Source organism: Candidatus Sororendozoicomonas aggregata (assembly GCF_031528575.1).
GTDB lineage: Bacteria > Pseudomonadota > Gammaproteobacteria > Pseudomonadales > Endozoicomonadaceae > Endonucleibacter > Endonucleibacter aggregata.
The window spans coordinates 17,497-33,325 of sequence record NZ_JAVLSP010000015.1; the positions used below are offsets into that span (position 1 = coordinate 17,497).

At 44.3% G+C, this 15,829-nt stretch carries 11 protein-coding genes; 6 read left to right on the forward strand and 5 right to left on the reverse strand.

Annotated elements, in window-relative coordinates; translation table 11 throughout:
- Window positions 1-100 precede the first annotated feature (100 nt).
- The 3 genes from ubiD to trxA all read right to left on the reverse strand — a co-directional run bounded on the left by ubiD (window position 101) and on the right by trxA (window position 3,816).
- A complete protein-coding gene (ubiD, locus tag V4C51_RS04785) occupies window positions 101-1,567 on the reverse strand; it encodes a 4-hydroxy-3-polyprenylbenzoate decarboxylase (RefSeq protein ID WP_330924991.1) in 1,467 nt (488 codons plus the stop codon).
- Between the two features lie 192 nt (window positions 1,568-1,759).
- Window positions 1,760-3,019 (reverse strand): transcription termination factor Rho, encoded by a 1,260-nt coding sequence (gene rho, locus V4C51_RS04790; protein ID WP_330924992.1) that lies wholly within the window; start codon window positions 3,017-3,019, stop codon window positions 1,760-1,762.
- Window positions 3,020-3,489: 470 nt separating this feature from the next.
- Window positions 3,490-3,816, reverse strand: coding sequence for a thioredoxin TrxA (gene trxA, locus V4C51_RS04795; RefSeq protein WP_330924993.1), 327 nt, complete (start codon window positions 3,814-3,816; stop codon window positions 3,490-3,492).
- 420 nt (window positions 3,817-4,236) lie between these two features.
- Between trxA and V4C51_RS04800 the strand changes: the two genes are divergently transcribed.
- A complete protein-coding gene (locus V4C51_RS04800; protein ID WP_330924994.1) occupies window positions 4,237-5,745 on the forward strand; it encodes a Ppx/GppA phosphatase family protein in 1,509 nt (502 codons plus the stop codon).
- On the opposite strand, the gene V4C51_RS04805 is transcribed toward V4C51_RS04800, so the two are convergent.
- On the reverse strand, window positions 5,727-7,553 hold the full coding sequence (locus V4C51_RS04805; protein WP_330924995.1) for a Na/Pi cotransporter family protein: 1,827 nt from the start codon (window positions 7,551-7,553) through the stop codon (window positions 5,727-5,729). The two genes, V4C51_RS04800 and V4C51_RS04805, sit on opposite strands and share 19 nt — an antisense overlap.
- Before the next feature lie 997 nt (window positions 7,554-8,550).
- On the opposite strand from V4C51_RS04805, the gene V4C51_RS04810 reads away from it, so the two are divergent.
- From V4C51_RS04810 to V4C51_RS04820, 3 genes are all read left to right on the forward strand, one after another.
- On the forward strand, window positions 8,551-8,973 hold the full coding sequence (locus V4C51_RS04810) for an H-NS family histone-like protein (RefSeq protein ID WP_330924996.1): 423 nt from the start codon (window positions 8,551-8,553) through the stop codon (window positions 8,971-8,973).
- Between the two features lie 758 nt (window positions 8,974-9,731).
- Entirely contained in the window at window positions 9,732-11,924 is a 2,193-nt protein-coding gene (locus V4C51_RS04815) for a hypothetical protein (RefSeq protein WP_330924997.1), read from the forward strand.
- 135 nt (window positions 11,925-12,059) lie between these two features.
- Entirely contained in the window at window positions 12,060-12,197 is a 138-nt protein-coding gene (locus V4C51_RS04820) for a hypothetical protein (protein WP_330924998.1), read from the forward strand.
- Between the two features lie 506 nt (window positions 12,198-12,703).
- Here the strand turns inward: V4C51_RS04820 and rph are convergent.
- Complete coding sequence (gene rph, locus V4C51_RS04825; protein ID WP_330924999.1) at window positions 12,704-13,429, reverse strand: ribonuclease PH; 726 nt, start codon at window positions 13,427-13,429, stop codon at window positions 12,704-12,706.
- A 147-nt stretch (window positions 13,430-13,576) separates the two neighbouring features.
- On the opposite strand from rph, the gene V4C51_RS04830 reads away from it, so the two are divergent.
- A complete protein-coding gene (locus V4C51_RS04830; RefSeq protein ID WP_330925000.1) occupies window positions 13,577-14,443 on the forward strand; it encodes a YicC/YloC family endoribonuclease in 867 nt (288 codons plus the stop codon).
- 180 nt (window positions 14,444-14,623) lie between these two features.
- Window positions 14,624-15,823: a tyrosine-type recombinase/integrase gene (locus tag V4C51_RS04835; protein WP_330925001.1), complete on the forward strand. Its 1,200-nt coding sequence runs from the start codon at window positions 14,624-14,626 to the stop codon at window positions 15,821-15,823.
- Window positions 15,824-15,829: the final 6 nt, after the last annotated feature.

The window sequence follows — 15,829 nt, forward strand, 5'->3', positions numbered from 1 at the left end:
TCTGTCTGCACTGGTATGCCCCCTTCGCGAACTCCATTAAAGGGCTTGGATAATACTTAGGCACATGTAGCCTGACAACCTGATTTTTGCCGTTAGCGGGTCAGTCAATGCCTAGGTCAGACCACAAGTTATCAATACGATGCTTGATGTTATCCGACATGGATATACCTTTCCCCCACTCCCTGTTGGTTTCACTCTGCCATTTATTGGTAGCATCAAAGCCCACCTTTGAACCTAGACCTACGACAGGAGACGCAAAATCAAGGTAGTCTATTGGAGTGTTTTCAATAAAGACAGAATCCCTCTTCGGATCCATACGGGTAGTCATGGCCCATATCACGTCTTTCCAGTCTCTGGCATTAATATCATCATCGGTGACAATCAAAAACTTTGTATACATAAACTGTCGTAAAAATGACCAGGCACCCAACATTATACGCTTGGCATGACCAGGGTATTGTTTTTTTATGGTTATAACAGCAAGGCGATATGAACAGCCTTCTGGTGGCAGATAAAAATCGACAATTTCCGGGAACTGTTTTTTAAGGATAGGCACAAAGAGTTCATTAAATGCCACACCTAAAATAGCCGGCTCATCAGGTGGACGCCCTGTATACGTACTGTGATAGATAGGCTTCTTTCTGTGTGTTATGCATTTCACTGTAAACACGGGAAAGCGCTCTACTTCATTGTAATAACCCGTGTGGTCGCCGTAAGGCCCTTCATCGGCCATTTCACCTGGCATTAAATGGCCTTCAAGCACAAACTCAGCGCTGGCAGGGACTTGCAAATCATTGGTTTTGCAATTAGCTAACTCTGTTTTTGACCCACGCAGTAATCCGGCAAAAGCGTATTCTGAGAGCGTGTCAGGTATGGGTGTCACCGCCCCCAAAATGGTGGCAGGGTCAGCGCCGAGCGCAACCGATACAGGAAAGGGTTTGCCCGGATGCCGTGCTTGCCAGTCCCTGAAATCCAGCGCCCCTCCGCGGTGGGATAGCCAGCGCATGATCAGTTTATTCGGGCCTAACAACTGCTGACGGTAAATGCCCAGATTTTGCCGCTCTTTCTCAGGACCACGGGTAATCACCAGCGGCCAGGTAATTAAAGGGGCAACATCCCCAGGCCAGCAGGTTTGAATAGGTAATTTTGTCAAATCCACCGCATCACCTTCGAGCATGACCTCTTGGCAGGGCGCTGAATTGACAATTTTTGGCCCCATAACCATGACTTTTTTAAACAACGGCAGCTTGGAGATGGCGTCACGAAAGCCTTTTGGTGGTTCTGGCTCTTTAAGAAAAGCCAATAGCTCACCCACCTCTCTTAATTGACTGACATCACTTTGCCCCATTCCCATGGCGACCCGGCGGGTCGTACCAAATAAATTGGTGAGTACAGGCGTATCAAACCCTTTGGGGTTTTCAAACAGCAATGCTGGTCCTTCTTTACGAAGCGTCCGGTCACTGATCTCTGTCATTTCCAGATACGGGTCAATTTCCGCCGTGATTCGCTTCAGCTCTCCTTGCTTCTCCAACAGGTGAATAAAATCTCGAAGATCCCGGTATTTCATGATGCTCCAGGGGGCTGAATGAATCTGGTCGGACACACAGCCTTACGAAAAATGAAGAGGTTGGGCTGAGAAGGCGCCATGATGAAAACAATCAGTAACCTTCACATGCATGCCTTCCCTGTCTTCATGGATAGTACTAATACAGTGACAAGGGAAGGTGGCTGTTAAGCGTGTAAGATAAAAGCGGGATAATTACTTCCTTTTCATGGATTGAAAAAACTCATCATTTGTTTTTGTATGCTTCATACGATCCAGCAGGAACTCAACCGCTGCAATCTCGTCCATGGGGTGCAGGATTTTGCGAAGAATCCACATACGTTGCAGATCTTCCTCTGTGGTTAGCAGATCCTCACGACGTGTACCAGACTTATTAATGTTGATAGCAGGAAATACACGTTTTTCAGAACAGCGGCGATCCAGGTGCAGCTCCATATTACCAGTACCTTTGAACTCTTCAAAGATAACCTCATCCATTTTAGAGCCGGTATCCACAAGAGCCGTGGCCATAATCGTCAGGCTGCCACCTTCTTCAATATTGCGTGCGGCACCAAAGAAGCGCTTTGGTCGCTCAAGGGCATGGGCATCCACACCACCTGTTAACACTTTGCCTGAAGATGGAATGACCGTGTTATAGGCCCTGGCAAGGCGGGTAATAGAGTCCAGCAGAATCACCACATCTTTTTTATGCTCCACCAGTCGCTTAGCTTTTTCCAGAACCATTTCTGCCACCTGTACATGCCGTGATGGCGGTTCATCAAAGGTTGATGCCACAACTTCTCCACGGACAGAGCGGGACATTTCAGTCACTTCTTCTGGCCGCTCGTCAATAAGCAGTACGATCAGGTGACACTCTGGATTATTACGGGCAACGTTGGCTGCAATATTTTGCAGCATTAATGTTTTACCCGCTTTTGGTGGCGATACAATCAAGCCTCTTTGCCCTTTTCCGAAGGGGGCAACCAGGTCAATAATTCGTGCGGTCAAATCTTCAGTGGACCCATTACCCATTTCCATAATCAGACGGTTCTGTGGGAACAGGGGCGTCAGATTTTCAAAAAGAATTTTGTTACGGGCATTTTCAGGCTGGTCGAAGTTAATTTCGCTAACTTTCAGCAGGGCAAAGTAACGCTCACCCTCTTTAGGTGGACGTATTTTCCCGGAAATCGTATCCCCTGTACGGAGGTTAAACCGCCGAATCTGGCTGGGAGACACGTAAATATCATCAGGACCTGCCAGATAAGAACTGTCTGACGAGCGAAGGAAGCCAAAGCCGTCCTGTAGGATTTCCAGTACACCGTCACCATAGATATCCTCACCACTGCGAGCATGGCGCTTCAAAATGGTGAAGATAACATCCTGCTTCCGGGAACGTGCGAGGTTTTCCAGCCCCATTTCATTCGCGATCTTCAGGAGTTCGGGAACAGATTTTTTTTTCAGCTCGGTAAGATGCATAACAGTGTGCGAACGCTTATTGAGAAGGTAATTGTGGACGTCGTCGTTGCAGGAAGGTCAGAGTTTTTACGGTTTTATAGTGCTTCTGGACAGCTGCGCGTCGATGCCTGCGAGTTTGTTTATATCGGCTGTCCATGTTGGTCAGACCCCGACTATATATACAATGCCTTTGAGATCTGACAGCCCTTTAACTCACAGTCTATATCCTTTATTGGAAAATAATCAAGGTTATGTCTTACGTCAATGCAAGTACTGATTATTTTTAACAGGGAAAGAGAAACTGGTCGAAATGCAGCTTTCAGATTCATAACGGTGCACGCTATCTCCCGACTAGTGCCAGGAAACAACCTTATCCGGCAGAGATTTTAACGCTTATGCCAGACAGTGCAATCCTTTGCCGAACATGCGCAGCATATAACCTTGCGCTCAAAAATGCAAAGGCAGAGATCACTCCGCCTGCGGTTGTGTTCTCAGGCAAGGTTACTATCCAGGAATGCGGTCAGTTGTGATTTGGAAAGCGCACCCACTTTCGTCGCTTCGACGCTGCCGTTTTTGAATAGCATCAGGGTAGGAATACCACGAACACCATACTTTGGTGCCGTTTCTGTGTTTTCATCAATATTAAGCTTGCAGATCTTCAGTTTGCCTTCATAATCCTGCGCGATTTCATCCAGTACTGGCGCAATCATTTTGCAAGGACCACACCATTCAGCCCAGTAATCCACCAATACAGGGGATTCAGCTTTCAGAACTTCCTCTTTGAAGGATGAGTCTGTCACAGTGATAATTTCACTCATGGAACGGTCTCCTGGCCATCTATCTATTAGGTAAAGAACTGCATCATAGCAAAGGGATGCCTAAAGTCACAAACACAGCAACCCTTCTGATATATTTCTGAGGAGAAACACGGTGCAATCCCGGTGATTAGGGAAACGGTTATTTGTGCGAATAGTTGAGCTGTTTAAGCAAATTGATCGGAAATTCTGGCCGCACTTTCTCGCACTTTCTCGCACTTTCTGGGTTTTAGGCCGAAATTGTCTTAAGTCCGACAGGCTCCTAGCCCGGATATTTCATAAACTGCCCTTAGAGCCGCAAGGAGCAAGCAAGGCCAGGAGCATGTTTATGAAATATCCGGGCTAGTTATGGTAAATGTTGCGGGGTAGGCTCGAAGGCAGTTTTCCTTATCATCCGAAGGGTAAAATTCAGAGAAATAAACTATGGAACAAGAGATTCATCATGGGGACAGGGAGCCAGCGCTGGTTGCTGCCATTGATCTGGGTTCGAATAGCTTTCACATGATTGTGGCCCGGACCGACCAGGGTGAGATACGCCTCCTTGACCGATTGGGAAAAAAAGTGCAACTCGGTGCCGGCCTTAACAAAGAGAGTATTTTGCAGGATGATGCCATTGAGCGTGGCCTGGACTGCTTAGCCGAGTTTTCTCAATACCTCAATGGTAAGACCTTTAAGGCTGTTCGCATTGTGGGTACTAACGCCCTTAGAAAAGCAAAAAATGCGCGAGCCTTTTTGGAGAAAGCCCGCGAGGTATTGCCTTATCCCATAGAGATCATCGCTGGCCGGGAAGAAGCCCGCCTGATTTATTTGGGGGTTGCCCAGACCCAGGCCAATGATGATCAGCGTCTGGTGGTTGATATTGGTGGTGGTAGCACCGAGTTTATCATTGGTGAAAAGTTTGAGCCCAAACTACTGGAAAGCCTTCATATGGGCTGTGTTAGCTTCACAGAAGGTTTCTTTAAAGGTGGCACCATCACTCCTGAGCGTTTCCACCGCGCTTATTGCGCGGCCCGTCTTGAACTGCTTAATATCGAGAAACCCTACCGTCAACATGGCTGGGTCGATGTCTTGGGTTCATCAGGCTCCATTAAAGCTGTCAGCTCAATACTTGCCGCTACTGACGGGACCGACATTATTACTGTTGACGCTCTGAAAAAGCTGAAAGAAACCGTCTTGTCCTTTGGTCAGTTTGAACGCTTGCGAATACCCGGATTACGCCCTGAGCGCCAGGGCATCTTGCCTGCGGGTCTGGCTATTTTACTGGCCAGCTTTGATGCTTTGGGTATCGACAATCTCCACTACTCAGAAGGCGCATTACGAGAAGGCGTGCTTTACGACATGATGGGACGAGACCAGCACGAAAATGTCAGAGAAAGAACCGTCAATGCACTGATGACCCGTTACAGGGTGAACCTCGTAGATGCTGACAATGTCAAAGCCCATGCGCTTAACTGCTTTAAGCAGGCCCAACAGGCCTGGGAGCTGAGCGACAAGCAGGATCTTCCTCTGGTTCTGTGGGCCGCGCGGTTGTGTACGATTGGTCTGGATATTTCCCATACCCGGTTTAATTGTCATGGCGCCTATATCATCAGGCACTCTGATTTGCTGGGATTTAGCAAGTCACAACAGAAACAACTGGCACTGCTGATAGAAGGGCACCGTCGCTCTGTCCCAATGGCAGCAATATCAGCCTGTCTGGAGTCTGACGCTGAACGACTCATAAAACTCATCGTGCTATTACGTTTGGCATCTTTGCTCAACCACAGCAATGTATCTGCAGGCAGTATTGATTATCGACTTGTTGTGGGCGACAAGCATATAGCGTTTTCGTTTCCCAAGGGGTGGCTCAAGGCGCATTCTCTGACCAAGGCTGATTTTGAAAGAGAGTGCTATTATCTTGAAAAAACAGGCTATCAACTGGATGTCTTTTGAGCTGCGGGAGTAAAACCAGCAAGATCGTACTCTCTGTACTCTTCGCGATCCCGAGTGATCATAATCACGGCACCATCGATCAGGTTAGTGCAGGCATCATGAACATGGGCACTGTCATTAAGTAGTGAGCTGGCCATATAAGAGTCCACTTGCTCAGAGCGAATCAGCTTGTTCAGCGTGCTGTAGGTTTGCTGATCCTGCTCATGGAGTTCAAGCTTCAGCTGAGCGGCATGTTCCTGAATATGGTTATAGTTCCGGCGAACCCCGAGAATATCCACCAGTTTTAATACAGAGGCAAGACACAACCTTAGTTGGTTGTATTGGTGCCTGATCTCATCATTTTCTGATTCAATATACTTGCCCATATTCTTGTAGATATGCTTGACATGCTTGATGGCCTGAACAAAATTGCGACAGGCCACCTTCAGGGCAAATAGCTCCTGAGCCTGTTGCCTGGGCAGATTTCCCTCCAGGGCGCCGGCAAAGTGGATAATGTCTGCGTAGATTCCTTTAATATGACGAATATATAACCCTTTGATGGACCAGGGTTGTTCTTCTTTTTCCCAGTTTTCTGCCAGCTCAGACAGATTATCGGTATTCCTCAGCTGTTCACCTGAAAAATAGATGCCATAACAGATAAGCTCCAGTGTATTGCGATAGAGCCGCCCGGATTCTTTTGTGAGCGCCCTCATAGCGGCATCAGGGTAGCTGAGCACAGCGGGATTCAAATAGATCGCGCGTTCCATGGAGGATTCATCAATTTTAGCCAGATTCAAAGGCTCTTTGCTGTATGAGTCATTAAACAGCGACTTCAACCATTTCACCAGGAGCTTAATAAAAGGGATAAATAGCGCAATACCAATAATGTTGAACAGGCTGTGAAAAATTGCCAGTTTCAGCGTGTAGTCATGGGGATGAATACCAAAGAGGGTTGCTATTTCATCCACTGTTACCATTAACGGATTCAGGGCAACAACGCCAACGATGGCAGTGACAACATTAAAGAGCAGGTGTGCTGCTGCCAGCCTTTTACCCTGCGCGTTTGCTCCTATTGCTCCAATAACGGTGGTCACTGTGGTGCCAATGTTTGAGCCAATAACAATGGCCAGGGAATTCACATAATCCAGTTGCCCCACAGCCAGGGCAGAAAACACCAGTACCATCAATGCATTAGTGGACTGCATGATGACCGTTGCGGCTGCCCCCAAAAAGGTATAAACCAAAATGCCGTAAATGCCATCAATATGGAACGCGGATAAATCAATGCTGCTTTGAAACTTATCAAAACCTTCTTTCATATAATGAATGCCAAGAAAAAGAAAGGCCACCCCGATCAATATATAACCCATTCCCTTAAGGGGTTTAGCTGCCCTTGTATTGAGCAGCAGACCAAATACCAGCATAGGCATGGCATAGGATGATAAATCAATTTTCAGACCAAAGACAGCTAGCAGCCAAGCACCTGCCGTACTGCCTAAATTAGCGCCGAAGATAATGCCCACAGCGGTTTCAAGCCCAATAAGCCCGGCACTTAAAAAAGAAATAACAATGACAGAAACCAGAGAGCTTGACTGCAAAAGAGAGGTGGTGGCAAGACCAAAACTGACACTTTTGAAAAGGGTGCTTGTTGTTTTCTTCAGGATATTCTCAAGCAGCCCCCCCGTATACAGTTTAAACCCCTTTTCAAGGTAGACCATACCCATTAGAAAAACGGCAACACCCGCTGCAATTACTTTGAATTCAGCGCTAACCCAAAACCCATAGATGAGCAGAGCAAAAATAGAGGGCAAGAATAATCGGTTCAGCATCCTGTATATGCACCTTTTGGCCTGTCCAATACCCTCTTTTCCCAGATAAAGTCAGGGAGTTCATAAGCACAATTATCGGCAAGGCGTAACTGATCATAACCGCAAGCAATTGACTCTTATTGGGCATCGAGTCCCTTAAAAGAGCATCTGGAACTTGCTGATTTGATAATAGCCTGCTAATTTTGGTCGAAAGGCTAGCAATCTTCCATGATTTTTTTATGCATGTGGCGGGAGGAAATGAGTTTCTTCTTGTTGAACTATTTGTTTTCAATATATTAAAAGCATTCTTAATAATTGTTAATAATTGCTTCAAGGCGCAGGCATTTAAATCTGTGGAAGTGGCTATTTCGAACCTATGACATAGTTCATACAAAGCAAAGTGCTTAGGAGCCTGTCGGACTTATGCTTTCGAGCATAAAATTCAGTAGGGCGAGTCAGAATTTTCGACCAATTTGTGCGAATAGTTGACCTATTTAAGCAAATTGATCGGAAATTCTGGCCGCACTTTCTCGTACCCTCTCGTACTTTCTGGATTTTAGGCCGAAATTGTCTTAAGTCCGACAGGCTCCTGGCCCGGATATTTCATAAACTGCCCTGAGAATTGCGCAGAACCTTGCGGCTCTAAGGGATTTTGCGAAGGAGCACCGTACCGGGGAGTACGGTCGACTGGGCAAAACTCCCTTAGAGCCGCAAGGAGCAAGCAAGGCCAAGAGCATGTTTATGAAATATCCGGGCTAGCATTGAGTCAGGGAATTTTTTTTTGGGGTTTGAGTAGTATAAGCCTGTAAATTACTGTTGTTGAAGGAAAGCAGTCTACTTGAAGAGTGAATGTCGAACAGACAAGCTGTCAGGTTCTTTGAAAGCTGGCCTCTGAAAATCAATAAATAATAGGTGCCTGGATATCAAGAAAAACACAGGCGGTAACTGTTCAGTGTTCATTCTCAATATCCAGCAGACATGACTTTTAAGACTGCTTCTAAAATATCTTGGATAGGCAATGAATATATTTGATGAAATTTTACACCGTTTAAGCAGTAAAACTCGCACGCGCGCGTTATTTAATGATGTCCATATTGAAGATATGGAAAAAATTATACGACGTATGCAAAAAATTGTGGAAGAAAAAAAACAAGCAAGGGTCATTGATCAAAAAGAAAGAAAAGCCCGGCAAAGCATGATTCGAAATATTCAAAATACGCTAAAAGAAAATGGCTTATCGCTGGATGATCTCAATGAACGTCACGTTGAGTCTGATAAACGTGCATCACGAAAAATGCATACTTATGAATATATTACACTCTCTGGCGACAGTGTGTTCTGGTATGGGTCTGCTGCGGGGCGGTTGCCAAAACCCTTTCAGCAATACCTGAATCGGACCGGCAAGAAAAGAGTGGATTGTATTGTTTCTGAGAACGATTGAGTGCTGAGTGTATTTGCTCGGCACCTTCCCCCGGCTTTGTTTGCCACTGGCAACATCCTTAAGTGATCCTGTTACAGGTTTTCAAAAAACGCCCCCCTTTGCCTTGCTGTCAACCATCTTGTGAGGGATAAGTACTGATGTATATTGGCAATCTTGCAGTGCTTTCCCTTTCTGGTTTTTTGATTTTGCTGACGATTTGAGCTTTTTACTCTTTTCGACGGGTATCGTTGTTATTTTTTGATAGGGCGCTTCCTGGGAGTGGGCTTGGGTTAATTCTTTGATTTTTATCGATTTTATTTTATAAAAATAAAGTTTAACTAGCGATCAGTATTTTATTGTTGTTAACAGCCTGCGGGTTGAATAGGTGGCGGGTAAAACCATCAGCTAAGGGCGGATTGAAGGAATACTGTCTTTTGAGAATGATTTTTTTACCAAATGGACGGAATGGAAAAAATTATCACTGTCGATTATGTTATAGTTTATCCTAAATTCCGCAGTTGAATTTTGTAAACTCCTTCTATTCCTTGTGACAGTTGGGCTTGCGCATTTTTATAACACCCCTTTTGGGTGAGTGTGCAAAATGGTTATAAACCTACGCTCGTATGGACTTTAACAAAGGTGCTGATTTCAACTGATTAATTTAGGTTTATCGAAAATGCTGATTGGTTGTCTCAAAAAATAAGGTAGTGCGCGAGATGAGGTTTATTCAAGTATTGTGTCTGGTATTTCTTATGAACATAGCTGTTGAGGGGAAATCCATGGATACAATCAGAGCCACAACAAATACTTTCGAGCAATATAAAAGCCGTTCTTTTGGAGAAGGTCCTGATAAAAATACTCAATCAGGGCAACAAATAGCCGTTAAAGGTTTTTCAGAAAAGCGATGGGTTAAACCTGAATCCCCTGTCACTAAAGAAACCACATCAGTGCCTGATTGTGTTATGCCAAGTGGCAGTCATCAGATGCCCAATCAGCCCGTTCTCGAGGGAAAAGTTGCCCATGGTGAGGCTGTAGATGAGGTCCAGGGCAAAGTGAGTGACACCTTTACCCCTCGGGAAGCAGCTGAACAATGTCGAAATACTATTGAACATCTTATAAGTGTATTGGGATACAAAAAAATCTTAACAGGTAATAGTCTTTCTGATCGAAGGAATAAAGTGATAGGGATTTTTATTGATTTTATCCTGTATCAAGAGGGCTTGGTCAATGACCGGTGTTTTACTGTTGAAAACAGTCTCGATAAATATGTGGTGGGTAAAACCATCAGCCAGGCGCGAGTTGAAGAGATAAAGTCTTTTCTGAATGCTATGTTTACCGAACGGGCAGAGCAGGAAGAAAGAAAGGATAACAATCAATTACGCTACAATCTACCACTAATGCTTACTGATTATCTCAACAAAAAAGAAAATGTACTTGATGATGTTACCCCAAGGATTGTACGTTGTTTTCTTATTGACTATAAATTTACGTATCAGAAATTAATCGCAAATGTCTTTCCATTTGTTAAAAACCTTCTTGCCGGAAGTTGTCTGTTTTCTGAGTTAGGCGTTATCTTTAATTTTACCGTGAAATTCAGGCAGGAAATGATTGATAGTATTGCCAGTGTTGATAAGGGTATCAGGAGTATTGTAGATAAAAATTTTTTAACCAGTAGTTTACGCATGAACAATAATAATATGAGGGAGTGTTTTAATCGAGAGGTTATGGATGTTATTTTTTTCGAGCGTTGTGATGCCATTCTCAATACCCTGTTTTATGGTTGCCCTGTACCCACTGACAGTCCGTCTGAATCGTTAAAAAGAATGAAGCTCGAAGCAAGCGCTGGAACATCAGATTCTTTGATGACACCCTCCTCACTTGGTTCGGTAGATGTTAATTTTCAGAAAAGCTGTGGGGGAGAGCCCCCGGAGCCATTAAACCTTAAATTTGGTGAAGAACTTGAATATAACACTGATGAGAAAAAAGCACGTGATTATACGAAAAGAGATGAGCCTTGTGCTGTTATTTTTAAATATCGGGCCAGAGAAAAGGGGATGACACACTTTGGTGTAGGCGACTATGGATTAACTGAAGACTTCACTGTGAAACCGGGTTATGACGCAGGCTGGTTTGAAATAAATTGCACGCCTTATCATTCTGATGATCAACACGCGGAAATCTGTTTGAAGAAAGTCATTGAAGTGGTTGACTCAATGTGCGCAGACGAGTTGATTACCGATAGTTCCGGGCATAAACATGTGGATGTGTTAAGTGCCACCTTGGGTGATACGGGTGTAATTTTGGCGATGGACGTTGAGATCCAGAAAAACCCTTTTTTACTCAGAGCATTTGGGAATAGCAAACTTATCACGGAAAAAAATGAAGCTATATGGTATAAAACATTTGCTGATTATAATCCAGATGTAAAACCCTTTGCCGTGAAACGGTTAAATTTTTTGATTGACCAATACAATAAAAAAATGAGAGAAAGTGATTCTGATATGGTAAGCCGTAAAGGAGGTACCGATGCGGAAAAAATAGACAGGCTTGAGCAATTTGCGCATTTTTATAGCCAGTTTATTCATATGACCACCATACAACATGCGTTTGGGTCAGTTAGTAATGATTTTATGGAAAAGTATATGGCCATGTCATTACTGCATATTACCGGAGCAAGCAAAGTCGCTCAATTGTCAACACTGGAATTTCGTTTTTTCCGTTGTCCAAAAACGGTACAGGAAATAAAGCTGATTAACCAATTTTTACAAGCCTGGTTTCACTACATTCACCAGTGCATAAAAGATGAAATCCCCCTGGAGCCTGTGCCTGAAGATATCAAAGCCAGCAAGGATTATACGGCGGAAGAAGTTCAGGTTAAAACCATCGACTACCTCAGGAAATTAGGGCTGAATCCAGATAATTATCGCTGTTTTTGGGGCGAAGTATGTGATACTCCATCAGCAGAGGTTTGAGTAAAGCGCTCAGGTTAATGACGCTTTTTTACTTATTGAGAAGAAAGAAAAAAATGATAGTCGTCAATTTTTTTATAGTTTATCGAGAATGCTAATGAGTTATTTCAACAAAAAAGGTAGTAAGTACATGACCAAATGAAAACATATATTTTCTTGCTGGCAGGCCTTGCAAGGCCTGCAGGCCAACTTGAAAAGCAAATGGTCATGTACTTAAAAGCAGCAGTGCTTTTGGAGAAAATCTTGATAAAAATATTCAGTCAAACCAACAAATAGCCGTTAAAGGTATTTCAGAAAAGCGACGGGTTAAACGTGAATCTCCTGTGCCAAAAGAGACAACCCCTGCCGCTCTGCTTCCTGAGCATCATCTAATGCGGCTTTGCAGCGTTCAAAATGCTCTTCATTGCGCTTGTGCTGACAGGATCGACGTACCTTTTTGTAGGTAAGATCAAGTCTTTTGGCAATGCGCCTTAGCGTTGAGACTGAAGAATTTTTTTTTGTCTTTTGTTCGAGAGCGGCCTTGGCATAGCCGATGCGACGAGGTTCCTCAGTAAGCAGTGTTTTGAAACGTTGAATAAATACTTGATGGGCACCCTTTAATTCTTGAGGATAAATTTGTGGGTGTCCTTTAACCCCTTCTTTTAAACCCTTTAACCCGCGTATTAATCCTGTGTGGGTGTCCTTTAACTCTCCTTAACCCTTAATTCTTTTAATTCTCTGATGAAGAAGCCGGGGCCGGGTTTCTCGCGACCAATTCCGACTAATTCATCTATACACTCTCTTTATTTGTCGTTAACAGCCAACGCCTGCTTCTGAAGGCCCACTAATTCCTCAATTCCCTGGCGAGCCAGCGCTAACATTGCTGTCATTTCATTCTGGCTAAACGGTGCACCTTCAGCAGTACCCTGAATTTCAATAAACCCCCCTTTTTCCGTCATGACTACGTTCATATCTGTTTCAGCAGAAGAGTCTTCAGGATAATCCAGATCCAGTACCGGGCTGCCTTTGTAAATCCCCACAGAAACAGAAGCGATCATTTGCGCTAACGGGTCTGTTTTGATGATCTTGCGTCGCTGCATATGACCAATGGCATCCACCAGCGCAACACACGCACCGGTGATAGAGGCTGTCCGCGTGCCTCCGTCAGCCTGTATGACATCACAGTCCACCGTAATCGTGTTTTCACCCAGCTGTTTGAGGTCAACAGCCGCTCGAAGGGAGCGACCGATCAGACGTTGAATTTCCAGGGTACGGCCACCCTGTTTACCCCGTGCGGCCTCCCGCCCCATACGGTCATTGGTGGAGCGAGGCAACATGCCATATTCTGCCGTCACCCAGCCTTGCCCGGAGCCTTTCAAAAAGCGCGGCACATTGCGCTCAACCGTGGCGGTGCAAATAACTTTGGTATCACCAAACGCCACGAGTACAGAGCCTTCAGCATGTTTAGTGTAATTACGGGTGATAGACACTTCTCGCAGTTGATCTGCGGTTCTTCGACTGGGACGCATCAGGGTACCTTGAATAGCGGTGATAATAAATCGCAGAGTATAACCATGAACAAAAGCCCTGAAAACGAACAATTATTTTTTTGCCAGTAGCTTTATACCTCGTACCCGTTAGAATGTCTGGTTACATTTTCTGGAAGGAAGCTATTTATGACATCGAGCATGACAGGATTTTCCTGTACGGAAGTACAGGAAGGATGGGGAAGCCTGGTATGGGAAGTCCGCTCTGTGAATCACCGTTACCTTGAACCCCATTTTCGGTTGCCTGAGCAGGTTCGAGATATTGAGCCGGCTATCCGTGAGACAATCAAAAAAAACCTCAAACGGGGAAAGGTGGAATGCAGACTGAAACTTCAAATGGCAGAGTCGGAACAATCCATTACCCTTAACCCAACCATGCTCGACAAACTGGCTGATGCCCTGGTTCAGATAGAAACGGTGTTTCCTGACAGTACCGGAATTAACCCTATGGATATTATGTCCTGGCCTGGCGTTCAGGTTACAGAAGAAACCAACCTTGAACCCGTAAAAAACAGCGCGCTTAGCGCATTTAAAGCAGCGGTAGAACAGCTCACCGCCATGCGCCGACGTGAAGGGATTGAGCTGGAACGATTTATTTTGGTTCGTATGGACAATATCAGCGAGCAAGTATCGGCGCTACGCTCAGTACTTCCAACCATCTTGCAAACTCAGCGGGAAAGACTGTTAAGCCGCCTCGACGATGTCAAACAATCCCTTGATGCTGACAGGCTGGAGCAGGAAATGGTCATTCTTGCCCAGAAACTGGATGTGGAAGAAGAACTCGATCGTCTGGATACCCATATACGGGAAGTTAAACGTACCTTCTCCGGGAGCAGTCATGCCGTTGGCCGACGTTTGGACTTTTTAATGCAAGAGCTGAACCGCGAAGCTAACACGCTTTCCTCAAAATCCATTGATGCCGGGCTAACGCAAACCGCTGTATCTATTAAAGTGCTAATAGAACAAGCCAGGGAACAAGTCCAGAACATCCAGTGAAGTTTACACATGTTCATATTTGTAAAAAATACAGTAATTACAAGAGGTTTAGGTGGGTTATGGGTATGTAAGTGTTTTTGTGTGTTGATGGTTGTTCACCTATTTTGGTGACAGATATGGTGACATAGATAGAGCTTGAGTCTATACTTTTAATCAATGTCACCATATCAGGAGTAGCTAATGAAAAATGACAGGCAAATCAAAGCTATAATAAAAACAAAGAAAGAAGGGAAGCATCCTGTTGGAAATAATCTATATCTAAGAATCAGCAAAGAACAAACGGTAACTTGGGTTGTTAGATATACGATAAATGGAAAAAGAAAAGAAATCACGATTGGCGGCTACCCTGACGTGACCCTTCGGAATGCCTCATTAGAGGCTGACGACATTAAAAAAAATGCTAGAAAGGGTGTAGACCCTCAGTGCTCTGATGAAGATGATATAAGTACCGTAGATGATCTGGCGTATCAATGGATCGCTCATAAAAAGAACAACATAAAAACTTGGACTATTAACGAACGTGTTTATAGGCGCGATATATCTCCAGCGATAGGTCTAAAAACAATAAATAATGTTACCCCGCTAAATATAAAGTCATTAATAGAGAAAGCTGCCGTACCTGGACGAATGTCAGTGGCTAATACAGCCTTACAGTTTTGTAAAGAAATCTTTGATTATGGGATTAGACTCGGTGTTGCAGAATCTAACCCAGCTCGCAGTTTTACTGTTAAAGATGCTGGAGGAATTGGAAAAAAAAGAGCTAGAGCATTATCTATAAAAGAGTTGCCAGAAGTCTTTAAAACTTTGCGAGATAATCAAGTGCACTTTTCGAGAGATAACTATCTTTATTGCGCTCTTCTGTTAGCATTATCAGTCAGAAAGGGGGAGTTAATTATTGCGAAAATTGAAGAGTTTGATATGGTTAATGACCAGTGGATTTTGCCTAATGAGCGAATTAAGCAAATGGAAAAGACCACAAAAAAAAGACCTGTTTATATCCCTTTGGAACCAGAAGTAAAAGAGTGGATTAACGAGTTGAGGTATAGAGCTGGATCAAGTGAATATTTGTTTCCGACCAGAAGGACTAGCAAAAACAGTCCTCATGCTTGTACAAACACTTTAAACCATGCTATCGCAAGCATGTTTAAAAATAAGCGCTTCCCTAGTCATATACAACATTTCACTGTTCATGACTTAAGAAGAACGTCGAGAACATTATTGTCGAAAATAGGGGTAGAGCCGTGGGTTGCGGAGCGATGCCTGGGCCATGCTATACCGGGTATCGAAGGCACTTATAATGTAGATGATTATTTCCAGAAGAGAAGGGAAGGGCAAAGAAAACTGCTTGATCTGATCGCCCCTATTATTAACGATAAATAAGAAGCC